The following is a 24,480-nucleotide window of genomic DNA, read 5'->3' as shown; positions in this document are numbered from 1 at the left end:
ACGCGCGACGCGGGTCTCTTGCTGCATTCTAGCGGGGTAAGTGCTCGAGTCTGGCGTTTTGCGGCGACCTGCGGGCAGGCCGATCGGGATCGATGTGCCGGCGCGGGTCGAGTAAAGTATGGCCCCGTCCGCTCCCATCGATAGCTAAAACAAATGGCAGGCATGCAAAGAAAACAGGCAACGCTGGTCGGGCTCGTCGCGGTGCTCCTGTGGAGCTCGATTGTCGGCCTGATCCGCGGCGTCAGCGAGAGCTTCGGCGCGACGGGCGGTGCCGCGCTGATGTACACGGTTGCCTCGGTGCTGCTGTGGGTCTCGGTGGGCCACGTCCGGCTGCGGGCATTGCCCCGCGCCTACCTGGTCTGGGGCAGCGTGCTGTTCGTGTCGTACGAGCTGTGCCTGTCGCTATCGATCGGCTACGCCAACAGCGGCAGGCAGGCGATCGAAGTGGCCATGGTCAACTACCTGTGGCCCAGCTTCACCTTGCTGGCCGCCATCCTGTTCAACCGGCAGCGGGCCGGCTGGCTGATCGTGCCGGGTTTGCTGGTGGCTATCCTGGGGATCTGCCAGGTACTGGGCGGCGATCAGGGACTGGATGTGGCGGGCATGGCGGCCAACGTGCGCGACAACCCGCTCAGCTACGGACTGGCCTTCGCGGGCGCGGTCATCTGGGCCGGCTATTGCACCGTCACGGCCCGCATCGCCCAGGGCAAGAACGCCGTCACGCTGTTCTTCATGCTGACCGCGCTCGCGTTGTGGGCCAAGTACCTGTTCACCGGCGGCGAAGCGATGGCGTTCAGCGTTGCGGGCGTGGTCTACCTGGCCCTGGCTGCCTGCGCGATGGGCTTCGGTTATGCGGCGTGGAACGTCGGCATCCTGCACGGCAACGTGACCGTGCTCGCCGGTGCATCGTATTTCATTCCGGTGCTGTCGGCCGCCCTGGCCGCGGCGCTGCTGCATGCGCCGCTGTCCTTCGCGTTCTGGAAGGGGGCGGCGATGGTGGTCGCGGGGTCCATCCTTTGCTGGCTCGCCACGCACGGCAGGGGCGAGCGCGCCGCGACAGCCGCCGGGTCCAGCCAGGCGACATAGCGTAGCGGGGCACCGGCACCACCAGGATGGCTGCCGGAGCAGCGATGGCGCATCGAGATGCGCGAGCGGCCTACCGCGTGTGGCCCGGCAGCCCCAGCGCGCGCTCGATACACCGGATGATCTCGGTATCCTCGAACGGCTTGCCGATAAAGCACGCCGCCCCCGCCGCCTGCGCGCGCGCTTCATAGCCCTGCTTGTCGAAGGCCGTCATGAAGATCACCGGCATGCGCAGGCCGCGCGCGCGCAGCGCGGCGCTGAGCGCGAAGCCGTTCATGCCCGGCATCTGCACGTCCGCGATCACGCAGTCGATGCCGTCGAGCGATGGCGACGCCAGCAGCTCCGCCGCGCCGGGGTAGAGCTCCACGGCCAGGTCGAAGGCGCGCAGCAGCCGCCCCATGGCCTGCCGCACGGCGGCGTCGTCGTCGACGATGGCAATCACGGGCGTGGCATTCACGCGAACTCCTCGAACAGGCGTGCGCGGTGGCGGGGGTCACGCACGCCCCCTTGCTGCGTGGGCGGCACTAGAAGGTGTGCCGCAGCCCCAGGGCAAACGTCTGCGGATCGGCGCCGGCGCGGACGCCGAGGTCGTTGATGGCGAAGTCGTAGATCGCGTTGTCGGCATTGTTGATGCGGCTGTAGTAGGCATACAGCGCGGTGCGCCGCGACAGCGGATAGTCGTAGCCGACCGTGAACTGCGTGGCGTGGGTCTGCGCGCCGCTGCGGAAGAAGCCGATGGTATCCGTCGACGATCCGGTGCCGTTGGCTGCATAGGCCACGCCGATGCGCACGCTGCCGGTCCCGACCTGCTGCACCAGCGAGGCGTAGTACGCGTTGCGCTGCAGGTCGCCGGTATCGGTGCGGTAGTGCAGGTGTTCGACCACCGCGGCCAGCCGCGTGCCGGGCAGCAGCTGCCACGCCACGCCGGCCTTGAGTGCGTCGTCGTTGCGGCCGGCGGCCTGGTAGTGCTGGTGGCGCTCCCAGGCCAGCGTCGCGTTGAGCGCGCCGCGATCGTAGACCGCCGCCACCGAGTACAGCGCGGGATTGCGCGCGACGGTGGTCTTCTCCTCGGGCAAGCCCCAGCCCAGCCACAGGCTGACGCCGGCCCAGGGCGGCGTGCGGTACTGCACGATGTTCTTCTGGCGCCGGTCGAACGAACTGGTGTTCTCGACATTGTCGGTGCTCGAGGCCGAGCCGTTGCCGATCAGCGCCATATAGCCGGCGGTGGTCGGATAGTACGGGTCGTAGCCCATGGTCGCCTCGGTGTAGGGCGTGTGCCAGTGGCCCAGGAACAGCAGGCCATGGCTGCCCTGCAGGCCGATGCGCGAATTGCGGCTGGCGATCTGGCCCTGGCCGGAATCGAGCGACAGTGCGCTTTCGATCTGCCACACGGCCTTGAGCGCGCCGCCCAGGTCTTCTTCGCCGCGCAGGCCGAATACCGAGCGGTTGTTGTTCAGGCGCACGACACTGCCAAGGGCAGTGCCGTCGGTCGCGGTGCTGGCACGGCTGTACTCGAGGGACGTGTTCAGGCGGCCGTAGACGGTGACGCTGCCGGCCGCCAGCGCGGGCGCGCACAGCACGGCGCAGCACGTGCCCAGCAGCGCGCAACGGGCCGGGCTAGTTCGCGGCATCGTCGGCGGGCGGCTTGCTGGCGGCGTTCAGGGTCGGCCCCGGGGTTCCGGTGATCTTGGGCATGCACTCGGCGTGGAACCACGCGGCCGTCACCGGTTCGCCGGCAAGCATGCGCTTGATCGGCGGCACCACCTGTTCGCCGATCAGCATGCCAAGCAGGCCGACCAGCGCCACCACCGGCGGCGCCGGCGAGCGGACCTGCATCAGTGCGTAAATGATGCCGACGAGGATGCCGGCGGCCAGGGAGACAAGGTAGAGCTTCATGGGATCGGATTCCTGACGAGGTTGGCGAATCAGCGCGGCGCCGACGGCGCGGGCGGCAGGCCCACACCCAGCAGGTGGCGCACGCGCGGCGGCGTCTCGCGCGCATGGAAGCGCGTGATCTCGCGCTGCAGGTCGGCATCGGCATGCGGCACGCGGCGGTGCTGGCGCAGGTGCTCGGCCCAGGATTCGACCAGGAACCATTCGGTCAGCAGCTCCGGATCGGCCGGGTCTTCCATCACGCCCCAGTTGAAGGCGCCGTCGCGCAGCCGTTCTTCCGAGAGCTTGTGCACCGCGCGCAGGAAGGCATCGCGGTCTTCCGCGCGGACGCAATATTCGATCAGGATCATCACCGGTCCGCGGTCATGCGCGATCTCGTCGGCGCCCTCCGGCTCCGGCCAGTGCTGGGCCGGTGCAAGGTCTTCCTCGCCACGCGGCAGGCGCAGCCGATGCAGCAGCAGCGCCGCGGCCAGCAGGCCGCCGGCGGCGACCAGCAGCCCGCCGGAGATGCCCAGCGCCTGGGCCACGAAGCCCCACACCAGGCTGCCCGCCGCCATCGCGCCGTTGAACACCATCTGGTAGACCGCCAGCGCGCGGCCGCGCACCCAGTTGGGCAGGATCGCTTGCGCCACGCCGCCCAGCGTCGTCAGTGCGGTGATCCAGGCGGCGCCGAGGAACAGCAGCAGCGGCAGCGCCACCCACACCGGCGGCGCGATGCACAGTGCCGCCATCACCACCGCGGTGACGACGGCCGACAGCAGCACCATGCCGTCGGCGTCGAGGCGCCGCTGCAGCCGCGGCATCACCAGCGCGCCGAGGATCGCGCCGAGGCCGACCGCGCCCAGCAGCACGCCATAGAGGCTGGCGCCGCCCTGCAGCAGTTGCTTCGCCACCAGCGGCAACAAGGCCCAGATGCTGCTGCCGAAGGCGAAGTGCACGGCCGCGCGCGCCAGCACGATATGCAGCTTGCTGTGCGCGCGGGTAAAGCGCAGCCCCGCGCGGAACGCGCCGAGGAAATGCTCGCGCAACGGGTCGGCGGCGCGCTGGGGGCGCTTCCACCACAGCAGAGCGGCGATCACGAAGACATAGCTGACCAGGTCCACGCCATAGGTCGTGGCCGCGCCGAACGCCGCCAGCAGCAGGCCGCCGGCGGCCGGGCCGATCGCGCGCGCGATATTGACGCCCAGCGCATTGAGCGCGACCGCGCGCTTGAGCTCCTGCTGCGGCACCAGTTCCGGCACGATCGATTGCCAGGTGGGCCCCATCATCGCCGCGCCGATGCCGCCGAGGAAGGCCATGCCGATCAGGATCTCGATCGTTAGCGCCTGGCGCCAGGCCAGCACCATCAGCGTGCCGCTGACCATGGCCAGCCCCACCTGCACCGCGATCAGGAAGCGCCGGCGGTCGAGGATGTCGGACAGCACGCCGGCCGGGATCGCCAGCAGGAACACCGGCAGCGTGGCCGCGGCCTGGATCGTGGCGACCGCGGCGGGCGAGGTGGACAGGTCGGTGGCCAGCCACGCGCTGGCCACGTCGCGCATGAAGCTGCCGATATTGCCGAGGATGGTCGCGGCCCACAGCACCGCGAAGGTGGCCTGCGCCAGCGGTGCGAAGGTGCCGCCACCGGCGGGCGTGGGCGGGGGGCGGAGTGCTTGTTCTGCCATGCGGGTCACCGGTTCGCCTGCGCAGCAAGCGTGCGCCGCGCGCGTTCGCGCAGGTCGTGCCACGCCACCAGCAGGAAGCCGCCCACCAGGCCCAGGTGTTCGAAGAAGGCGTTGGCCATCATGAACCTGGCCTCGGGCGGCGCCTGCCAGAAGCGGTTGGCGACGAAGGTCGCGGCCAGCGTGAACGCCGCCAGCGCCAGGGCTCCCAGCCAGCGGCGCCAGCCGAGCAGGATCATGGCGCACGCGCCCAGTTCCAGCACGATGGTCGCGATCGCCATCGGCGCCGCCGGCGCCAGGCCGAAGTGCTGCATCTCGGCGATCGCGCCGCGGAAGTCGACCAGCTTGACCAGGCCGCCCTGCAGGTAGGCCGCGCACAGCAGCAGCAGCGCGAGCCAGTGCAGCCAGCGCGGCATGGGGAGTGGGGCTGCGCCGGAGGAAGCCGGCGTCAGCGTGGTGGTCGGTTCAGGCATGGCCGGTCTCCGGGTGGGGCGTTGGGGAAGTGGCTGGGATCAGAACGCCCAGCACGAACAGCCGAGTGCGCCCCAGAAGGTGCTTTCGTCCGCGGTCGGCACGCTCGCGGTCCAGGCCCTGGCATGCGCGTGCCCGTGCACGCCGCAGCTGCTGGCGCATCCGCACGCGGTGTTCATGGCCAGCTTGCGGGCCTGCGGCCGTGGCTGGTAGCCGCCGACATGCCGCACCGGCGACCAGTCCGGCATCGCCGGCGGAATCTGCGGCGACAGCTTGCCGAAGTCGCCGTCGCCATAGACCACCTTGCCGCCGAGGATGGTCAGCACCGAGGCGATGTCCTGGATCTCGTCGCCCGGCACGCTGAAGTAATCGGCCGACAGCACCGCCAGGTCGGCAAGCTGGCCTACCTTGATCTGGCCCTTCTTGCCTACTTCGGACGAGAACCAGGTATTGGCCTCGGTCCACAGCCGCAGCGCGGTCTCGCGGTCGAGCAGGTTGGCCTGCGGGTACATCGGCATGCCGCCCACGGTCTTGCCGGTGGTCAGCCAGTACAGCGACACCCACGGGTTGTACGAGGCCACGCGCGTGGCGTCGGTGCCGGCGCCGACCTTGACGCCTTTCTCCAGCATCTTCTTCACCGGCGGCGTCGCTTCGGCCGCGCGCGCGCCGTAGCGCTCGACGAAATACTCGCCCTGGTACGCCATGCGGTGCTGCACGGCGATGCCGCCGCCCAGCGCGGCAATGCGGTCGATATTGCGGTCGGAAATGGTCTCGGCGTGGTCGAAGAACCAGTTCAGGCCATCGAACGGGACCTCTTTGGCGACCTTCTCGTAGACGTCGAGCGCGCGCGAGATGGTCTGGTCATAGGTGGCATGCATCCGCCACGGCCAGCGCTTTTCCGCCAGCAGGCGGATCACCGGCTCGAGGTCGGCTTCCATCGACGGCGCCATCTCGGGGCGCTCGACGCGGAAATCCTCGAAGTCGGCCGCGGTGTAGACCAGCATCTCGCCGGCGCCGTTGTGGCGGTAGAGGTCGTCGCCCTGGCCGGGCCTGACCTGGGAGCTCCAGGACTTGAAGTCGTTGAGCTCTTCCTTGGGCTTCTGCGTAAACAGGTTGTAGGCGAGCCGCACCGTCAGCTGGCCTTCCTTGTGCAGTTCCTCGATGATGCTGTAGTCCTCGGGGTAGTTCTGGTAGCCGCCGCCCGCATCGATCACGCCGGTGACGCCAAGCCGGTTCACCTCGCGCATGAAATGGCGGGTCGAGTTCTTCTGGTACTCCGGCGGCAGCTTCGGGCCCTTTGCCAGCGTCGCGTACAGGATGGTGGCATTGGGCTTGGCCAGCAGCAGGCCGGTGGGGTTGCCGCGCGCATCGCGCATGATCTCGCCGCCCGGCGGATTGGGCGTGTCCTTGTTGTAGCCCACCGCGCGCAGCGCGGCGCCGTTCAGGATGGCGCGGTCGTACAGGTGCAGGATGAACACCGGCGTATCGGGCGCCACGGCGTTCAGTTCCTCGATGGTGGGCAGGCGCTTCTCGGCGAACTGGTGCTCGGTGAAGCCGCCCACCACGCGCACCCATTGCGGCGCGGGGGTGCGCGCCACCTGGTCCTTCAGCATCCGCATCGCATCGGCCAGCGAGCGCACGCCGTCCCAGCGCAGCTCCATGTTGTAGTTCAGGCCGCCGCGGATGATGTGCATGTGGCTGTCGATCAGCCCGGGAATGGCCCGCCGGCCATTCAGGTCGATGACCTTCGTCTGCGCCCCGGCCAGCTTCATGATGTCCTGGCGCGTGCCGACGCCGACAAAGCGTCCGTCGCGCACGGCCACGGCATCGGCCTGCGGGTTGGACTTGTCGAGCGTGGCGAACTTGCCGTTGACGAGGATGAGGTCGGGGGTGCCTGGTGACATGGCGAAGATCTCCGAGGAGGCGGCCGCGCCGAGCGCGGCGGCGGAGGCGATGAACTGCCGGCGGGTGACTGACATAAGCTCAGGCGTTCAGGAAGACCAGCAGGTCGGCATTGACCTGGTCGGCGTTGATCACGCACATGCCGTGCGAAGCACCCGGGTAGACCTTCAGGGTGGCGTCCTTCACGATCTCGGCCGACAGCCGCGCCGAATTGCCGATGGGCACGATCTGGTCGTCGTCGCCATGCAGGATCAGCGTCGGCACATCGATCTTCTTCAGGTCCTCGGTGTAGTCCACCTCCGAGAATTCCCGGATGCAGGCGTACTGGCCGACGATGCCGCCGGCCATGCCCTGCGCCCAGAACGCGTCGATGGTGCCCTGCGAAACCTTGGCGCCGTCGCGGTTAAAGCCGAAGAACGGCACCGCCAGGTCCTGGTAGAACTGCGAGCGGTTGTCGGCGACGCCCTTGCGGATGCCGTCGAACACCGCCATCGGCAGGCCGTTGGGGTAGGCCGTGGTCTTCAGCATCACCGGCGGCACCGCGCCGATCAGCACCGCCTTGGCCACGCGTTTGGTGCCATGGCGGCCGATGTAGTGCGCCACCTCGCCGCCGCCGGTGGAGTGGCCCACCAGCGTCGCATCCTGCAGGTCCAGCGCGTCCAGCAACGCCGCAAGGTCGTCGGCATAGGTGTCCATGTCGTTGCCCCGCGCGGGCTGGTCCGAGCGGCCATGGCCGCGGCGGTCATGGGCGATCACGCGAAAGCCCTGCTGCACCAGGAACAGCAGCTGCGCGTCCCAGGCGTCGGCATTGAGCGGCCAGCCGTGCGAGAACACGACCGGGCGGCCCGAGCCCCAGTCCTTGTAGAAGATCCGGGTACCGTCTTGGGTAGTAATAAAGCTCATGATTCACCTTTGCGATGGAGGAGGACGACAGGGGGCGACGAGATCGCCAGGCTTAGCGGGCCGGCACCGGCGCGATCGACTCGTGCGGCGTGGCGGTGCGTTGCGGGGCCTTGTGGACCATGGTGTAGGCATAGTCGACGCCCATGCCGTAGGCGCCCGAATGCTCCTTGACCAGCTTCATCACGGCGTCATACGTGTCGCGCTGGGCCCAGTCGCGCTGCCATTCCAGCAGCACCTGCTGCCACGTCACCGGCACGGCGCCGGCCTGCACCATGCGCTGCATGGCGTAGTCGTGCGCTTCCTTGCTGGTGCCGCCCGAAGCGTCGGCCACCATGTAGATCTCGTAGTTGCCTTCCAGCATGGCACACAGCGCGAAGGTGGTGTTGCAGACCTCGGTCCACAGCCCGGCGACGATGACCTTGTTGCGGCCGTTGGCCTTGAGCGCGTCGCGCACCTTCTGGTCGTCCCACGAATTCATCGAGGTGCGCTCCAGGGTCTTCTGCTGCGGGAACACGTCCAGCAGTTCCGGATAGGTGAAGCCCGAGAACGACTCGCTCTCGACGGTGGTGATGGTCGTCGGGATATTGAAGATCTTGGCCGCCTTGGCCAGGCCGACCACGTTGTTCTTCATGGCCTGCCGGTCCATCGACTGCACGCCGAAGGCCATCTGCGGCTGGTGGTCGATGATGATCAGCTGGCTGTTCTGCGGGGTGAGGACTTCGAGCTTCGGGTTGGACATGATGTCGGTTCCTTGGGAACAGGGTTGGGCCCGGGTGCGGTCCTTGCTTCAAGGCAAGGCCGCTACCCGGTAGGGGCGGAGCAGGGCGGCGTGGTTGCGTGACCGCAGCGCTGCCGGAGGGAAGACTAGTCGGTGCCGGCGCCAACGCAAATCGGATGTTCGTATTACCCGGCCGCGGCGCCGGTGCCCAGGCATGGTGCGCCGTGCGCGCCGTACACGCTGTCGCCGCGCGCGCCCGCGACTAACACCATGGTATGGGTGACCGCTGCATCACTGCGGTGACCCCGTACCCGTCCTTGCGATGACATGCCCGCTGGTTATAATCCGCAACACCTTTCCGAGCGCACTGGAGATCTGACCGTGACATCACCGAGCCTGGAGCCAGCCGACACCAGTGCGAACGATGACGCGACGGTGCTGGTGGTCGACGACGATGCCGCGCTGCGCCGGGCGCTGGGCAACCTGTTCCGTTCGGTCGGCCTGGACGTGGCGCTGTTCGCCTCGGCCGCCGAACTGCTGGCGACGCCCTTGCCCGATACACCATGCTGCCTGCTGCTCGATGTCAGGCTGCGCGGGCAGAGCGGGCTCGACCTGCAGGCGCGGCTGGGGCAGCTGGGTGTCCACATCCCCATCATCTTCATGACCGGCTACGGCGACATCGCCATGACGGTCGCCGCCATGAAGGCCGGCGCCGAAGACTTCATGCCCAAGCCGTTCCGCGACCAGGACCTGCTCGATGCGGTCGCCGCCGCGCTGGAGAAAGACCGGCTGCGGCGCCAGGGACTGCGCCAGCTCGACGCGTTGCGCGCCAGCTACCAGTCGCTGACGCCGCGTGAAGGCGAGGTCATGGGCCTGGCGGTGGCGGGGCTGCTCAACAAGCAGATCGCCGCGCAGATCGGCATCAGCGAGGTGACGGTGAAGATCCACCGCGGCCAGGCCATGCGCAAGATGAAGGCGCGCACCTTTGCCGAGCTGGTGCTGATGGCGCAGCAGCTGGGCCTGTGCAAGGTCGGCGGCTGAGTGCGCCGTGGCGCCGAGCCTGCCATCATTCCCGCCCCCATGACGCCTGGCATCCCCGCGCAGCGAAGCCCCGCACCGGCCTTTGACGACGCCTGGCTGGCGCGGGCCGCGCAGACCGTGCTGCATGTGTCGGACGGCATCGCTTACCTGCAACTGTCCGACCCCGACACCGGGCTGCGCTGCTTCGCCAGGAGTGCGCCGCCGGCCCACAGCGGGCCACTGCAGGACGAAGCCCGGCTGGCGGCGCGCTTGCAGGCGGACTGGGCCGCGGTGCCGGTGGCCACGCTGCGCAACGCGGAACGGATGGTGGTGGTGTATGGCGGCGCGCCCGCATCGACCCTTGCCGCGACACTGGGGGAGGCCCCGGTTCCCGTCGCACGCTTCCTGGAGCTTGCCATCGGCAGCGCGCGCGCGCTGGCGGGCGCGCATGGGCACGGCCTGCTGCATGGCGATATCCGGCCGCACAACCTGCTCGTCGACGACAGCGACGACAACAGCGCCAACGACAGTGGCAACGACAGCGCCGGCGTGCGCCTGACCGGCTTCGACCATGCCACCGCGCTGGACGCCATGCCGTCCGTGGTGCCGCGCCCCGGCCCCGCATCGTGGGCATACCAGTCGCCCGAAGTGGCCCGCGCCGACCAGGCGCGCACCAGTGCCCGCTCTGACCTGTATTCGCTAGGCGTCACCTTCTACCGGATGCTGACCGGCACGCTGCCGTTCACGGCGGATTCGCCCGCGGCGTGGCAGCACGCCCATCTCGCCGTCGAGCCCGTGCCGCCGCATGTGGGTGCGCCCGGCCTCGCGCCGTTGCTGGGCGCGATCGTGCTCCGGCTGCTGGCCAAGGACCCGGCTGACCGCTATGCCGGCGCCATGTCGCTGCTTGCCGACCTGCTGCGCTGCCGGGCGGACTGGCGCGAACGCGGCGAGATCGCGCCGTTCAGGCTCGATGCCGCAGGCGCGACCTCGACGCTGAACGTGTCCGGCGAACTCTTTGGCCGCGCGCGTGAAACCGCGCAGCTCGCCGATGCGCTGGCGCGCGTGCGCCACGGCGGCCAGTCCGAGCTGGTGCTGATCGCCGGCGCCGCGGGCACCGGCAAGTCGGCGCTGGCGGCGTGGCTGTCGTGCCAGGCGGGGCAGCACGGCATGCGCTTTGCCAGCGGCAAGAGCGACCAGTTGCAGCTCGACATCCCGTATGCGCCGGTCGCGCAGATGATCCGTGCGCTGACGCTGCCGCTGCTGGGCGAGCCCGAAGCCGTGCTGGCGCCGGTGCGCGAGCGCTGGCTGCGCGCGCTCGCGGGGCAGGGCCGGGCCATTGCCGTACTGGTGCCCGAGGCCGAGCAGGTGCTGGGACGCACCGCGCCGCTGGCGGAGGTGCCGGCCCAGCAGGCGCAGGCGCGCGCGCAGCAGGCCATCCTTGCCACCTTCGCCACCTTTGCCGACCAGGGCGCGCCACTGGTGCTGTGCTTCGATGACCTGCAATGGGCCGATGCGTCGACCATTGCGCTGCTCGAAGCCATCACCACGCAGCGCCCGGGCAACCTGCTGCTGATCGCCGCCTATCGCGACCATGGCAACGATGTCGAGCAGCGCTTCTCGTGGCTGCTGCACGCCAGCCGCGCCGGCGCGCTGCCGGTCACGCGCATCGCCGTGCGGCCGCTGGCCGCGTGGGAACTGACCGAACTGGTGGCGGCCGCCCTCAACGAGCCGGCGCCGCGCGTGGAAGCGCTGGCGCAGCTGGTGCATGCGAAGACCGGCGGCAATCCCTTCTTCTCGTACCAGCTGTTGCGCGCGCTGGTCGACGACGGCGTGCTGGCCTACCGCAACGAGCGCGCCGGCTGGCACTGGGACGAGGCCGACGCCGCGCAGCATCGCTACACCGACAGCGTGACCGACCTGATGACACGCCGCTTCGCGCGGCTCCCGCAGGAGGGTACGGAGCTGCTCAGGCAGCTGGCCTGCGTGGGCATACGCTGCGAGCAAAGCCTGCTTGCGCGCGTGGCGCAAGTCGGCGCGGCGCAGCTCGGCGAGCGGCTGCGCCCCTTCGTCGATGCCGGCCTGCTGGTACGGACCGGCGACGGCTACGCATTCCAGCATGACCGCGTGCTGGAAGCCGCCTACGCCATGATCGCGCCACGCGAGCGAGCCGCCGCGCATGCGCGCATCGCGGACATCATGATCCAGCACTGGCAGGGCGAGCTGGCCGCGCATGCCTTCGAGATCGGCAACCAGATCGAGCGCGCCGCCGGCCAGCCGCTGCCGGAGCCGCAGCGCGTGGCGTTCGTGCAGGTGCTGCTGGTCGCCGCCAGGCGCGCCCGGCGCAGCGCGGCGATGGCGCAGGCGACGCGCTACACCGACGCCGCGTTCGCGCTGATGCAGCCGTCATGGTGGACCACGCACTGCGCGCTGGCCTACGCCGCCAGCGTGCTGCACTGCGAATGCCTGCTGGCGCAGGCACGGCTGGAGCCGGCCTCGCAGGAGATCGACGCGCTGCTCGCGCGCGACCTGCCGCCGGTGGACAAGGCCGCCGTGCATCGGCTCAAGGCCAGCCTGCAGACCGTGCGTTCCGACTACGAGGGCGCGATCGACGCCGCGCTGTCGGGATTGGCGCTGCTCGACATCCACCTTGAGCGCGGGCCCAGCCCGGCGCGCATGCGCGCGGCCTATGACGCGGTGAAGCAGGCGCTGGGCGGGCGGGCGATCGACAGCCTGGGCCGGTTGCCCGCGACCGAAGACAGCCGCATCCAGACCATCATGGGGCTGCTGTCGACGCTGATCTCGTCGCTGTTCGTGCGCGATGGCATCAGCTTCCTGCACGTGGCCAAGATGGTCGAGCTGACGCTGGAACACGGCGCCACCGCGGAATCGCCATATGGGCTGTCGTGGTTCGGGGTGTTTATCGCCAGCCTGTACGAGGAATACGAGGACGGCCTGGCCTACGGGCTGGCGGCGATGGACCTGGCCGACCGCCATGGCTACGAGGCCGAGCGTATCGCCACGCTGGTGGCGGTCGACCAGGTCAGCGCCTGGACCCGGCCCCTGTCTTACGCGCTGGCGCATGCGCAGCGCGCAGTCACGCTGGGCCTGGCTTCCGGCGATATCGGCATGGCCTGCTATGCCTGCAACCATATCGCGTCCGACCTGCTTGCCATGGGCGAGCACCTGCGCCTGGTGGAGGAGGAGATCGGCCGCGGGCTGGCGCTGACGCGGCTGGTGCAGTACCGGGATATCGAGCTGATCCTGTATTCGCAGCACCATTTCCTGCACCGGCTGCGCAGCGGCGACGAAGCCGCACCGCAGGGCGAGGCCGCGCACCAGATGAGCGCGGCGCAGCGGCTGGCGCGCGCCAACTCGCTGCCGACCCGGTTCTGGATCTGGCTCTACGACGGCATGGCGGCGGTGTTCCGGCAGGAGTGGCAGCACGCCGTGCGCAGCCTGCGCGAGGCGCAGGCGCTGATCTGGTCGGCGCCGGCCCATATCAACGTCGCGGATTGCCGGCTGTATCTGGCCCTTGCGCTGTCGCACGCGACTACCGGCGCGGCGTCGGACGACGTGATGGCCGAAGTCATGGCCGAAGTCATGGCCGAGCTGGCCGCGCATCGCGACTGCTTTGCCCGCTGGGCGGCGCTGAACCCGCTGACCTTCCGCGGCAAGCTGGCGCTGGTTGATGCGGAGCTGGCGCGCTTGCGCGGCGATCCGCTGCAGGCACTGGCCGGCTACGAACAGGCGGCGGGGGCTGCCGCCGCGGCCGGCTTCGTACATGAGGCGGCGCTCGCGCACGAGCTGGCCGGCATGCTGTGCGAAGCGCGCGGCCTGCCGACCGCGGCCGCGCAGCACTGGCGCCTGGCCCATGCCGGCTACCAGCGCTGGGGCGCCGACCACAAGGCGATGCTGCTGGAGGCGCGCGATCCGCAACGCGACGTGGCGGGGCACGACCACGGCGGCGCCGACGGCAAGCCCAGCGCGCAGCGCTGGGAGCTGGGCATGAAGGCGGCCAGGGCATTGTCCAGCGAGATCGTGATGGACCGGCTGATCGAAACGCTGATGACCCATGTGGTGGTCCATGCCGGCGCGCAGTACGGCTTGCTGCTGCTGATGCGCGGCGGGCAGCCCATGATCGAGGCCTCGGCACGCGTGGCAGATGGCAAGGTGGCGGTGACGCTCGGCAGCGCGGCGCCGACCGAGCAGGCCCTGCCGCTGGCGGTGCTCAACAGCGTGCTGCGCACCCGGCAGACGCTGGCGCTGGACGACGCCATGGTCGATGCGCCGTCGATCCGCACCAGGGGCGCGATTGCCGGTGGCCCGCGCTCGGTGCTGTGCCTGCCGCTGCTGCGCGGGGGCAGCCTGTTCGGCGTGTTCTACCTGGAAAACAGCCTGGCGCCGGCGGTATTCGACGCCACCCGGATCGCCGAACTCGAGGTGCTGGCGCCGCAGGTGGCGATCTCGCTCGAGACCGCGCGCCTGTACCAGCAGCTGATCGAAGAAAGCAACCGCCGCGTTGCCGCCGAGATGCGGCTGCGCAGCGCCAGCTCGGCACTGGCGCGCACCTCGCACCTGACCGTGATGGGCGGCCTGGCCGCCTCGATCGCGCATGAAGTGAACCAGCCGCTCACCGCCATCGTCGCCACCGTCGACGCCAGCCTGCGCTGGCTGAACCGGCCCAGGCCGGAGGTGGCCGAGGCGCTCGACGGCTTTGCCGACATCAAGCAGTACGCGCTGCGCGCCGCCGACATCATCCGTGCGCTGCGCGCGCTGGCCAGGCAGGTGCCGGCGGTGCTGGCGCCGCTGCATCCCGACGATGTCCTGCGCGAAGTGCTGGAGATGGCGCGCCTGGAGCTCGACGCGCACGAGGTGCGGGTCGTCGCACGGCTGGCGGCGGGAGCGGCCGTGGTCGAAGCCGATCGCGTCCAGCTGCAGCAGGTGGTGCTGAACCTGATCACCAATGCGCTCGACGCCATGGCGCAGACCCCGCCCGCGCAGCGCGAGCTGATCGTGACCTCGTACCGCGAGCAGGATAGCGTCGTCGTCAGCGTGCAGGACCACGGCGCGGGCATTCCCGACGACGTGCTGGGCCAGGTGTTCGAGCCGTTCTTCACCACCAAGGACGATGGCATGGGCATGGGGCTTGCCATCTGCCGCTCCATCATCGAGGCGCACGGCGGCACGCTGGAAGTGCGCAACCGGCGCAGCGGCGGCAGCGAGTTCATGTTCCGGCTGCCGGTATGCGAGATGTTGCCGGCGGCGCAACCCTGAAAGCACCACCGCCGCGGCGCTGCGGGACGGTGGTTCTCACGCGTCCCGCATCCCCTGCATCACCCGCAGTTCCCGTCGGCCACGCACAGCCCGTGCACCACCATCTCGCCCATGAAGTCCATCGAGGCCTGGTCGGCGATGGCTTCGCGCAGCGCGTCCAGCGCGGCATCGTGGGCATCGCCGGCATTGCCGGCCTGCAGCGGGGTGTCATGCCAGCCCCGCGGGATGGCGGCAGGGTCGACATCGACCCCGGCCCCCGCGGCCAGCGCCGCCAGCACGGCGCTTTCCGCTTCGGCCAGCGCTTGCGCTGACAGGCCCTTGGCGCTTGCCGTGCCGAAGCCGTCGAAGGCCTGGGCCGGCGGGCCGCCGGTCAGCTTCCACAGCGCCAGCTCGGTCAGCGGCGTGCAGTTCACGGTGCGCCCGCCCAGCACCAGTCCGTGCAGCCGCTGGCGGTTCGGCTCACCCGATGTGAGCCCGCTTACGAGCCCGCCCTCGCAGCGGACCATCAACGCGCCGTCCGGCACGCCGGACAGGCGGAAGGCGCCGCTGGCATCGGCCGTGGCGTGGCGCACCTGCCCTTGCGTGTCGCGCACCTGAATGCTGGCGCCGGCCAGCGCCGCGCCGACGGCCGCGGTGCCGCTCACATCCTGCGCCGGCTCATCCCCGCATGCCGCGATGGCCGCGACCCCGCATGCGAGCACGAGGTGGCGCCAGTGTCGAAGTTGCTTGCCCATGGTATCGGTGCTCACGGAGCCAGGTTGGCCAGCTCGCGGCGCGAGCGGTTGAACAAGCCGCGCGCCAGCGGCGTCGGGCGGAAGTCGACGTCGAGCGGCGAGATGGTGATGTACTTCGCCAGGAAGGCCGGCGTCTCGGCTGTCTTCGCCAGCGCGGCCGGTTCGGTCTCGGCCGCGCCCACGTCGATCGAGACGGTGTTGTCGGCATTGCGCTTGTAGGCCGTGGTAAAGGAATCCACGGTGCCGGGCACGGTCAGGCGCACGCCGGCGGGGGTGCCGCCGACCGGATAGTTGATGCTGAGCGGGTGGGCCACGGGCAGCAGCGGCTGGCCGGCGGAGCGGCTGGCCTCCAGGGTGGCGACCACGCGGGCCAGGAAGGCGCCGGCCTTTGGGAACGCGGCGATGGTGGCGGGGAAGCCGGAGCGTGCCTCGGCGAAGTCCACCCCCACGCTCAGCGCGATGGCGGGCACGCCGCGGCGCGCGGCAAACAGCACGTTCATCACCGTGCCCGAGTGCGGGATCGAATCCGACAGGTTCTCGCCGAAGTTGGCGCCCGACACCACCAGGTCCGGCGTCATGCCGCTTTCCGGCGCGACGATCTTCAGGCCGATGGCGGTGGCGTCGACCGGCGAGCCGCTGCCGATATAGTCCGGGTTGGTGCTGTTGAGCGCGCTGCCCGCGACATAGGTGGGCTTGACCCGGTGCACGCAGAAGGTATCGGCGCTGCCGGCGAGCGGGTCCACCACCAGCCGGGTGCGGCCATCGGGCACGGCATAGGCCGCGCCCGAGCCGCTCTGGTTGGTGGCGGGGCCGACCGTGATCACGCGGTGGCCGGCGTCCTGCAGGGCCTTGCGCACCGCGGCGATGCCGGGCGCGGCGCAGCCGTCGTCATTGGTCAGCAGGATATTGAGGGCGTGGGCCGGGCTGGATGCGACGGCCAGTGCCATCGCAGCAAAGGCCAAGCCGGCAAGCCGCGGGCGGGCACGAAGTCTGAGCATGGGTACCTGTCTCCTCTTTCTTGGTGGGTGATGAAAGCAATGCCCGGCGTGCCGGGCCGGATCGAAAGCGTCCTTACGCGACGGGCAGGCCGCGCGCGCGCGCCAGCGTGATCGCGGTGTCCTCGATCATGTCTTCCTGGCCGCCCACCAGCCGCTGCCGGCCGAGCTCGACCAGGATCTCGCGCGCGGGAATGCGGTACTTGGCCTCGGCGCGCTTGGCAAACAGCAGGAACGACGAATACACGCCGGCATAGCCCAGCGTGAGCGCGTCGCGGTCGATGCGGATGGGGTGGTCCATGATCGGCACCACCAGGTCCTCGGCAACGTCGGCAATGCGGAACACGTCGACGCCGGTTTCGATGCCCATGCGCTCGCACACGGCCACCAGCACTTCCATCGGCGTGTTGCCGGCGCCGGCGCCCAGGCCCGCGGCGGCGGCATCGATGCGGGTCGCGCCGCAGGCGATCGCGGCGAGCGAATTGGCCACGCCCATGGCCAGGTTGTGATGGCCGTGGAAGCCCAGTTCGGTCTCCGGGCGCAGCGCCTGCCGCACCGCGGTGAGCTTCTCGGTGACATCGTGCGGCAGCATGTGGCCGGCGGAGTCGGTGATGTACAGGCAGTTGGCGCCGTAGCTTTCCATCAGCAGCGCCTGCTGCACCAGCGTCTGCACCGGCGCCATGTGCGCCATCATCAGGAAGCCGACGGTATCCATGCCGAGCTTGCGCGCCATGCCGATATGCTGTTCCGAGACATCGGCCTCGGTGCAGTGCGTGGCCACGCGGATGGTCTGCACGCCGATCTCGTGCGCCATGCGCAGGTGGTCGACGGTGCCGATGCCGGGCAGCAGCAGCGCCGACACGCGCGCCTGCTTCAGCTCGCCCAGCACCGCGCGCAGGTATTCCTCGTCGCTGTGCGCGGGGAAGCCGTAGTTGACCGAGGCGCCGCCCAGGCCATCGCCGTGGGTGACTTCGATCAGCGGCACGCCGGCGGCATCGAGCCCGCGGGCGATGCCTTTCATCTGCTCCAGCGAGATCTGGTGGCGCTTCGGGTGCATGCCGTCGCGCAGGGTCATGTCGTGCAGGGTGATGCGTTGGGCCATGGCCGGGCTCCTCAGGCAGTGGCGGTTTCAGGGCTGCCGGCGCGCATGGCGGCGGCGATGCATTCGGCCGTGCGTGCGGCCGAGGCGGTCATGATGTCGAGGTTGCCGGCGTATTTCGGCAGGTAGTCGCCCAGGCCCTCGACCTCGAGGAAGATCGAGACGCGCTTGCCGTCGAACACCGGGCCGTTCTTCAGCGTGTAGCCGGGCACGTACTTGCGCACCTCGGCGATCATGGCGTGCACCGACGCGGTGATGGCGGCAACGTCGGGCGCGTCTTCGGTCAGGCAGTGGATGGTGTCGCGCATGATCAGCGGCGGCTCGGCCGGGTTGATCACGATGATGGCCTTGCCCTGCCGCGCGCCGCCCACGGCCTCGATCGCGCCCGCGGTGGTGCGGGTGAACTCGTCGATATTGCGGCGCGTGCCGGGCCCGACCGAGCGCGACGACACCGTCGCCACGATCTCGCCGTACGCCACCGGCTGCACGCGCGACACCGCATAGACCATCGGAATGGTGGCCTGGCCGCCGCAGGTCACCATATTGACGTTCATCTCGTTGCTGCCGATATGGGCCTCGAGATTGACCGGCGGCACGCAGAACGGCCCGATCGCCGCCGGCGTCAGGTCGATCACGCGCACGCCGCGCGCGGTCAGCTTGGCCGAGTGCTCGGCGTGGACGTAGGCCGAGGTGGCATCGAAGGCGATGCGGATATCGTCGGCCTCAAGGTGCGGCAGCAGGCCGTCGATGCCGTCGCTGGTGGTCTTCAGCCCCAGTTCGCGCGCACGCGCCAGGCCTTCGGAGGTCGGCTCCACGCCGACCATCCAGACCGGTTCCAGGATATCGCTGCGGCGCAGCTTGTAGAGCAGGTCGGTGCCGATATTGCCGGGACCGATCAGGGCGCATCGGATCTTGTTCATGGTGTTTGGGATCGCAGGGTCAGACAGTCAGGAGAACACGGCGGCGCAGCCGCCGATGCCGGTGATATGCATGGACAGGCGGTCGCCCGCCTGCACGGGAATCAGCGCCGCCAGCGAGCCCGACAGAATGGTCTCGCCGGCCAGCAGGGGAATGCCGTAGCTGCCGAGGGTGTTGGCCAGCCACGCCACCGCGTCGGCGGGATGGCCCAGCGCGGCGCTGCCCAGGCCGGTGGCGGCGCATTCGCCGTTCTTGTTGAGCGTCATCGCACACGCGGCCAGGTCCACCGCATGCGGGCTCACGCGCTCGTCGCCGAGCACATAGACGCCGCACGAGGCGTTGTCGGCAACGGTGTCCTCGATGCGGATGCGCCAGTCGCGGATGCGCGAATCGACGATCTCGAAGCAGGCCGCCACCGCCTCGGTGGCGTCGAGCACGTCGTCGCGCGTCACGCCCGGGCCGCGCAGGTCGCGCCGCAGGAAGAAGGCGATCTCGCCCTCGGCGCGCGGCTGGATCAGCGACGCGGTGGGAATGGGCTGGCCGGCTGCGTAGTGCATGCTCTGCAGCAGGATGCCGAAGTCGGGCTGGTGCACGTCCAGCATCTGCTGCACGGCGGCGCTGGTCACGCCGATCTTCTTGCCGGTGACGCGGTCGCCTGCGGCCAGCCGGTGGGCGACAAAGCCCTGCTGGATGCGGTAGGCGGCGCCGACATCCAGCGCCAGGCCGCGGCCGCTGAGCGGCGGCACCGGCGTGCGCGTGACCAGCGCGTGGTGGAGTTCGTTGCTGAGCGTGGTGATCAGGTCGGCATTCATGGCGGAAAAAAGGGCGGTCCGCGCGGCCATGCAGGCGGTGCGGACCGGGACGAGGGGTCAGAACGAGTACTTGGCGTTGAAGGCCACGTAGTCGCGATCGGCCAGCGGGCGGTTGACGATGTTGGCGCCGCCGATGAACGCGGCGTAGGTCAGGTTGAGCTCCAGGTTGTTCAGGTACTTGAAGGTCAGCCCGACGCTGGCGCGCTTGTCGCCATAGCCCATCAGCGTGCCGAACGCGCCCGCCACCGCCGACCTGCCGCTGAACTGCTGCGCATAGGTCAGCGGCACGGTGACGTCCCAGCCGTCGAATACGTTGTTGTAGGTCAGCGACCAGCCCACCTGGAACGCCGCCGAGTTGCGCGTGTTCGACAGCTTGCTGAAGCCCATCACCGGGTCCACGTACAGCACGTGCAGATACGAGACTTCGCCCAGCAGCGCCTGCGAATCGGCCAGGAAGGTCGGCCCCACCGAATAGATCGCGGACAGGTTGCCCTGCAGCGCCTTGCCGCGCGAGGCGGTGGGCGACCCTGCCACGTCCACCAGCATCGGTATGCCGTCCTTGTAGCTGACTTCACCGGCGACGTTGGCGCCGAGCAGCTGCGTCGAGAAGCTGGCGCCGGTCAGGTTGATGCCGCCGTAGAACTTCTGCTGGTACTGCAGCGTGGGGAACAGCGAGGTGACCACGCTCGGGTTCTTGTCGTGGTAGCGCAACTGGTAGATCCCGATCTCGGTGTCCTCGAACACGCGGAAGCGGGCGCCGACACCCCATTGGCCCCAGTCGGACGGGCGGATATCCGGGCCGCGCGGGATGTTGAAGCCAGGCCCGATGATGAACTCGGCGCCAGGCCCGACCACGTCGGTGGTGCTGAAATAGCTGCCCGGGGCGAACATCTGGTTCGGCTTGTAGGTGAACTGGTAATAGCCCATCACGCTGAACGTCGGCGTCACCTGCAGCTGCAGCGAGGCCTGCGGCACCGGCAGCAGGATGTCCTTGACCTCGGCGCCGGGCACGAAGGCCTTGGTGGCATCTGCGGGCCCTTGCGCCCCGGCGATGTTGGCGAAAAACAGGCTCTCGCCCCACGCCACCACCTGGTTGCCCAGCTTGAAGCTCAGCTGCGTGCCGCCGATCGGCGTGGCACCGTAGACATAGGCGTCGAGCAGCTGTGCGCGGTGCTCGTGGTAGTCCTTCGCCGACTCGGTGAATTGGTTGAACGGCCCGCTGTGGTTGACCGTGAAGGGCGCGTTGTTGGAGTTGGTGCCGCTGTAGGCCCAGTCGTAGAACACGCTGCCGCGCAGCAGCGCACCGAACTCGCCCCGCTTCAGGTGCGCCTCGCCCAGCAGCGAGACGCGGTTCGCAGTCATGTCGCCGCGCTTGAAGTTGCGATCGCCGTCGTCGCCGTTGATATTGGCTGGGCTCAGCAGCGCGTCGCTCTGGCGGCCGGTGCGCAGCGCCGCGCCGTAGGACGCGGTGACGCTGTAGTCGAGCGTGGTGTCGTTGCCGAAGTCGATGGTGTCGCCGGCTTGCGCGGGCTGCGCAAGGAGCGCGGCCAGCGCCGTCAGGGCCGCTGCCGCGGCGATGGGCCGCAGCCGGTTGCGGCGCTGCTGTGGCCCGCGTGGTGGTTGGTGCATGGTGGTCTCCCCGTGGAATCGGTGTTGGTTCATTGCCTGGCACTTCGATCGGCCCTCGCCTGGACGAGAAGCGTAGAGAGGGGGAGCCATGCACAAATCGGCAGAACGGACTAGGCGGTTTCCCTACGGGCGATGAGGCAATGAGGGCAACGAGGCCCTAATGCCGTTCAGTTAAGTCATCAAACACTACCGTCATTCCCGCGTAGGCGGGAATCCAGCGTCTTTTGAAGTCGCTGGGTTCCCGCCTACGCGGGAACGACAGTGGTTCACTGAACGGCATTAGCAACGAGGCCCACGGTTCAGCCGCGGTTGACCGAGGCCGCGTCGAGGAATGCCGGCCGCTCGCCGCCGCCATCGATGACGAGATTGGCGCCGCTCACGTACGAAGCCTGCGGCGACGCCAGGAACAGGCAGGCCGCGGCGATGTCGTCCGGCAGCGCCAGCCGGCCCAGCGGCACCGTCGCCGCCATGCTGCGCAAGGCCGCCGGGTCGCCGTAATGCTGCTGCTGCGAGGTATCGGTCAGCACCATGCCAGGGCTGACCGCGGCCACGCGCACGCGCGGCGCCCATTCCACCGCGAGCGTGCGCACCGCATTGAGGATGCCCGCCTTGGCGGCGCCGTAGGCCGCGGTGCCGGGCGACGGGCGCAGTGCACTGACGCTGCCGACGAACAGCTGGGTGCCGCCGCCGGCCTGCTGCTGCATGCGCGCATTGCAGCGCTGCGCCAGCTGCAGCGGCGCCACCAGGTTGAGCCGGATCACGGACTCGAGCAGCCGCGGCGAGGCGTCGGCAACCAGCGCGAACGGCGCGCCGCCGGCGTTGTGGACCACCACGTCCAGCGTCGGGCTGGCCTGTGCGATCTGCGCCAGCATGGCGTCGGCCTGTTCCAGGTCGCGGATGTCCGCGGCAATGAAGCGGGCGCTGCGGCCGTTTGCGGCCGGCAGTTCGCTGTCGTCGGCGGGCGCGGTGCGGCCGCACACGAACACCTGCGCGCCGGCCCGCAGGAAGGCCTCGCTGATGGCGTGGCCGATGCCGCGCGTGCCGCCGGTGACCAGCACGGTCTGGCCGGTGTAATCGAATCCTGTCATGGGCTTGCCCCGTTTTGCATGGAGCGCCCATCGTAGGAGAAGTGGCGCGGCGGCTCGTAGTCCGAATGAACGATGCCCGCGGCGGTGGCGCTGCGCAAGATGCTGGCAAACCTAGGGAGACGCCCTCATGTCCGCTACCTCGCAGCACACGTCCTCGACACCCTCGTCCACGTCGACCAAGCCAGCTTCGCTCCACCCCAACCTGCCGGTGGGGCGCTTCATCACTACCGCCAAGGGGCTGCGCCTGCACTGCCAGGACGCCGGCGCCGGCGAGCCGGTGGTCTTTATCCACGGCAGCGGACCAGGCGCGAGCGGGCACAGCAACTTCCGCCACAACGTGCCGGCGTTCGCCGCGGCGGGCATGCGCACCGTGGTGGTGGACCTGCCGGGCTACGGACTGTCGTCCAAGCCGGACGATGTCGAGTACACGCTGGACTTCTTCGTCGCCGCGCTGCGCGAGCAGCTGCTGGCGCTGGAACTGCCGCGCTGCGTGCTGGTGGGCAATTCGCTGGGCGGCGCGATCGCGCTGCAGTACGCGCTCGATTACCCCGAGCATGTCAGCCGCCTGGTGATGATGGCGCCCGGCGGCGTGGAGGAGCGCGAGACCTATTTCGAGATGCCGGGCATCCAGCGCATGGTGTCGCTGTTTACCGGCGGCCACATGAACCCCGATACGATGCGCCAGCTGCTGCAACTGCTGGTGCACGACGCCAGCCTGGTCACCGACGCGCTGGTCGACGAGCGCATGGCGGTATGCCGCGAGCAGCCGCGCGAGGTGCTGGCCACCATGAAGGTGCCCAACCTGACCGCGCGGCTGGGCGAGATCCGCTGTCCGGTGCTGGGCTTCTGGGGCACCGAGGACCAGTTCAATCCCGCCTCGGGCGCGGCGAAGTTCCTGGGCGGCTGTGCCGATGCGCGCTTTGTCATGATCAATCGCTGCGGGCATTGGGTGATGGTCGAGCACGCGGCGTATTTCAACCGCGAATGCCTGGGCTTCCTGGCCGATACCGCTCCGGGCGGCGCGGCATAATTGCCTGCGCACACACGATAAATACCAAGGAGACATCATGGATTACCCGTATGACCTGTTCGGCCTGCGTGGCAAGGTGGCGGCCATCACCGGGGCCGCGCGCGGCATCGGCGCCGAGACCGCGCGCATGCTTGCGGCCGCTGGTGCCAGGGTGGCCGTGCTCGACGTGCTGGAAGCAGACGGCAAGGCCACGGCCGAAGCGATCTGCGCGGCCGGCGGCGAGGCCGCGTTCTGGAAGCTCGACGTCACCCGCGAAGACGAGGTGGCGCGCGTATTCACCGAGATCGCCGAGCGCTTCGGCGGCCTCGGCATCCTGGTGAACAACGCCGGCATCGAGGGACCCAATGCGCCCACCCATGAACTGGCGCTGGAGCAATGGCAGCAGGTGATGGCGGTGAACGTGACCGGCACCTTCCTGTGCACCAAGCACGCCATCGCGCATATGGAACGCGCCGGCGGCGGCGCCATCGTCAATGTGTCGTCGATGTACGGCATCGCCGGCGGCCCGGACGTGCCGCCGTATCACGCGTCGAAGGCGGCGGTGCGGATGATGGCCAAGACCGACGCGCTGCTGTACGCGGGCAAGAACATCCGCGCCAATTCGATCCATCCCGGCTTTATCCGCACGCCGATGCTGGAACACGTGGCGCAGGCCTCGGGGCAGGGCGAGGGGCTGTTCGACTACCTGGGCGGGCTTACGCCCGCGGGCAAGGTGGGCCAGCCGCGCGACATCGCGGCGGGCATCCTGTACCTGGTGTCCGACGCGGGCCGTTACGTCACGGGCGCCGAACTGGTGATCGACGGCGGCTACACCGCGCGCTGAAACCCACGACCAGGAGCATCCCATGTCCCAGGGCCCCAATCCCCATCCCGATAGCGCCGCGATGAAGGCGACGCTGCTCGCCTATGTCGAGCGCTTCAATGCCGGCGACGCCCAGGGCGTTGCCGCGCTTTACGCCGACGACGCCACCGTGGAAGATCCCGTCGGCGCGCAGCCCATCGTTGGCAAGCCCGCCATCCTCGCGTTCTACCAGCACGCCACCGCGCTGGGCGCGCGGCTGGAGGTGGTGGCGCCGCCGCGCGGCTCGCATGGCAATGCCGCCGCGCTGACCTTCGCCGTGCATGCGCGCCTGGAAGGGCGGCCGGCGCGCATCGACGTGACCGACATCATGAGCTTCGGCGACGACGGCCGCATCCGCAGCATGCGCGCCCACTGGGGCCCGGACGACGTCCATTTCGTGTAAGCGCGC

General features: G+C 69.5%; 21 protein-coding genes. 6 read left to right on the top strand and 15 right to left on the bottom strand.

The window, feature by feature from the left end; all coding sequences use genetic code 11:
- Nucleotides 1-162: 162 nt before the first annotated feature.
- Nucleotides 163-1,086, top strand: a complete 924-nt coding sequence (gene yddG / locus CBM2588_RS17810) for an aromatic amino acid DMT transporter YddG (protein WP_115681757.1) — start codon at nt 163-165, stop codon at nt 1,084-1,086.
- Nucleotides 1,087-1,156: 70 nt separating this feature from the next.
- Here yddG and CBM2588_RS17805 read toward each other — a convergent pair whose 3' ends face one another.
- The 8 genes from CBM2588_RS17805 to CBM2588_RS17770 form a co-directional block, all read right to left on the bottom strand.
- Nucleotides 1,157-1,540, bottom strand: coding sequence for a response regulator transcription factor (locus tag CBM2588_RS17805; protein WP_115681756.1), 384 nt, complete (start codon nt 1,538-1,540; stop codon nt 1,157-1,159).
- Nucleotides 1,541-1,607: 67 nt separating this feature from the next.
- Nucleotides 1,608-2,714 (bottom strand): porin, encoded by a 1,107-nt coding sequence (locus CBM2588_RS17800; protein WP_115681755.1) that lies wholly within the window; start codon nt 2,712-2,714, stop codon nt 1,608-1,610.
- A complete protein-coding gene (locus tag CBM2588_RS17795; protein ID WP_115681754.1) occupies nt 2,701-2,979 on the bottom strand; it encodes a XapX domain-containing protein in 279 nt (92 codons plus the stop codon). The genes CBM2588_RS17800 and CBM2588_RS17795 overlap by 14 nt, the downstream gene beginning before the upstream one ends.
- Nucleotides 2,980-3,008: 29 nt before the next feature.
- Nucleotides 3,009-4,640, bottom strand: coding sequence for an MFS transporter (locus CBM2588_RS17790; RefSeq protein ID WP_115683641.1), 1,632 nt, complete (start codon nt 4,638-4,640; stop codon nt 3,009-3,011).
- A gap of 5 nt (nt 4,641-4,645) precedes the next feature.
- Nucleotides 4,646-5,110: a DoxX family protein gene (locus tag CBM2588_RS17785; RefSeq protein ID WP_115681753.1), complete on the bottom strand. Its 465-nt coding sequence runs from the start codon at nt 5,108-5,110 to the stop codon at nt 4,646-4,648.
- Nucleotides 5,111-5,149: 39 nt separating this feature from the next.
- Nucleotides 5,150-7,087 carry an amidohydrolase gene (locus CBM2588_RS17780; RefSeq protein ID WP_115681752.1) on the bottom strand — a complete coding sequence of 646 codons (1,938 nt, stop codon included), beginning with the start codon at nt 7,085-7,087 and terminating at the stop codon, nt 5,150-5,152.
- A 4-nt stretch (nt 7,088-7,091) separates the two neighbouring features.
- Nucleotides 7,092-7,913, bottom strand: coding sequence for an alpha/beta fold hydrolase (locus CBM2588_RS17775; RefSeq protein ID WP_115681751.1), 822 nt, complete (start codon nt 7,911-7,913; stop codon nt 7,092-7,094).
- Between the two features lie 52 nt (nt 7,914-7,965).
- The gene (locus CBM2588_RS17770) at nt 7,966-8,652 is read right to left on the bottom strand and encodes a hydrolase (RefSeq protein WP_115681750.1); all 687 of its coding nucleotides are present in this window, start codon (nt 8,650-8,652) and stop codon (nt 7,966-7,968) included.
- A gap of 360 nt (nt 8,653-9,012) precedes the next feature.
- On the opposite strand from CBM2588_RS17770, the gene CBM2588_RS17765 reads away from it, so the two are divergent.
- Together CBM2588_RS17765 and CBM2588_RS17760 are read left to right on the top strand one after the other, a co-directional pair.
- Nucleotides 9,013-9,672 (top strand): response regulator transcription factor, encoded by a 660-nt coding sequence (locus tag CBM2588_RS17765; RefSeq protein WP_115681749.1) that lies wholly within the window; start codon nt 9,013-9,015, stop codon nt 9,670-9,672.
- A gap of 39 nt (nt 9,673-9,711) precedes the next feature.
- Complete coding sequence (locus CBM2588_RS17760) at nt 9,712-14,925, top strand: trifunctional serine/threonine-protein kinase/ATP-binding protein/sensor histidine kinase (RefSeq protein ID WP_115681748.1); 5,214 nt, start codon at nt 9,712-9,714, stop codon at nt 14,923-14,925.
- A gap of 59 nt (nt 14,926-14,984) precedes the next feature.
- Here CBM2588_RS17760 and CBM2588_RS17755 read toward each other — a convergent pair whose 3' ends face one another.
- The 7 genes from CBM2588_RS17755 to CBM2588_RS17725 form a co-directional block, all read right to left on the bottom strand.
- Nucleotides 14,985-15,674, bottom strand: coding sequence for a hypothetical protein (locus CBM2588_RS17755; protein ID WP_231942189.1), 690 nt, complete (start codon nt 15,672-15,674; stop codon nt 14,985-14,987).
- Entirely contained in the window at nt 15,671-16,657 is a 987-nt protein-coding gene (surE, locus tag CBM2588_RS17750) for a 5'/3'-nucleotidase SurE (protein WP_115681747.1), read from the bottom strand. Before surE ends, CBM2588_RS17755 begins: the two co-directional genes overlap by 4 nt.
- 73 nt (nt 16,658-16,730) lie before the next feature.
- Nucleotides 16,731-17,756 (bottom strand): 4-hydroxy-2-oxovalerate aldolase, encoded by a 1,026-nt coding sequence (gene dmpG / locus CBM2588_RS17745; RefSeq protein WP_025583241.1) that lies wholly within the window; start codon nt 17,754-17,756, stop codon nt 16,731-16,733.
- A gap of 11 nt (nt 17,757-17,767) precedes the next feature.
- Complete coding sequence (locus tag CBM2588_RS17740; protein WP_115681746.1) at nt 17,768-18,673, bottom strand: acetaldehyde dehydrogenase (acetylating); 906 nt, start codon at nt 18,671-18,673, stop codon at nt 17,768-17,770.
- A 27-nt stretch (nt 18,674-18,700) separates the two neighbouring features.
- On the bottom strand, nt 18,701-19,483 hold the full coding sequence (gene dmpE, locus CBM2588_RS17735) for a 2-oxopent-4-enoate hydratase (protein WP_115681745.1): 783 nt from the start codon (nt 19,481-19,483) through the stop codon (nt 18,701-18,703).
- 57 nt (nt 19,484-19,540) lie between these two features.
- Nucleotides 19,541-21,112, bottom strand: coding sequence for a DUF1302 domain-containing protein (locus tag CBM2588_RS17730; RefSeq protein ID WP_115681744.1), 1,572 nt, complete (start codon nt 21,110-21,112; stop codon nt 19,541-19,543).
- A gap of 299 nt (nt 21,113-21,411) precedes the next feature.
- Nucleotides 21,412-22,200, bottom strand: coding sequence for an SDR family oxidoreductase (locus tag CBM2588_RS17725; RefSeq protein ID WP_115681743.1), 789 nt, complete (start codon nt 22,198-22,200; stop codon nt 21,412-21,414).
- A gap of 127 nt (nt 22,201-22,327) precedes the next feature.
- Between CBM2588_RS17725 and CBM2588_RS17720 the strand changes: the two genes are divergently transcribed.
- Genes CBM2588_RS17720 through CBM2588_RS17710 form a run of 3 tightly spaced genes read left to right on the top strand, consistent with a single transcriptional unit; the run spans nt 22,328 to nt 24,474 of the window.
- Nucleotides 22,328-23,230 carry an alpha/beta fold hydrolase gene (locus CBM2588_RS17720; protein ID WP_115681742.1) on the top strand — a complete coding sequence of 301 codons (903 nt, stop codon included), beginning with the start codon at nt 22,328-22,330 and terminating at the stop codon, nt 23,228-23,230.
- Nucleotides 23,231-23,267: 37 nt separating this feature from the next.
- Nucleotides 23,268-24,053: an SDR family NAD(P)-dependent oxidoreductase gene (locus tag CBM2588_RS17715; protein WP_115681741.1), complete on the top strand. Its 786-nt coding sequence runs from the start codon at nt 23,268-23,270 to the stop codon at nt 24,051-24,053.
- A gap of 22 nt (nt 24,054-24,075) precedes the next feature.
- Nucleotides 24,076-24,474 (top strand): nuclear transport factor 2 family protein, encoded by a 399-nt coding sequence (locus CBM2588_RS17710; protein ID WP_115681740.1) that lies wholly within the window; start codon nt 24,076-24,078, stop codon nt 24,472-24,474.
- Nucleotides 24,475-24,480 lie beyond the last annotated feature (6 nt).

The organism is Cupriavidus taiwanensis (genome assembly GCF_900250075.1).
Taxonomy (GTDB): domain Bacteria; phylum Pseudomonadota; class Gammaproteobacteria; order Burkholderiales; family Burkholderiaceae; genus Cupriavidus; species Cupriavidus taiwanensis_C.
Note: the sequence above shows the minus strand (reverse complement) of the source record. Positions and strands in the feature narration are given on the sequence as shown.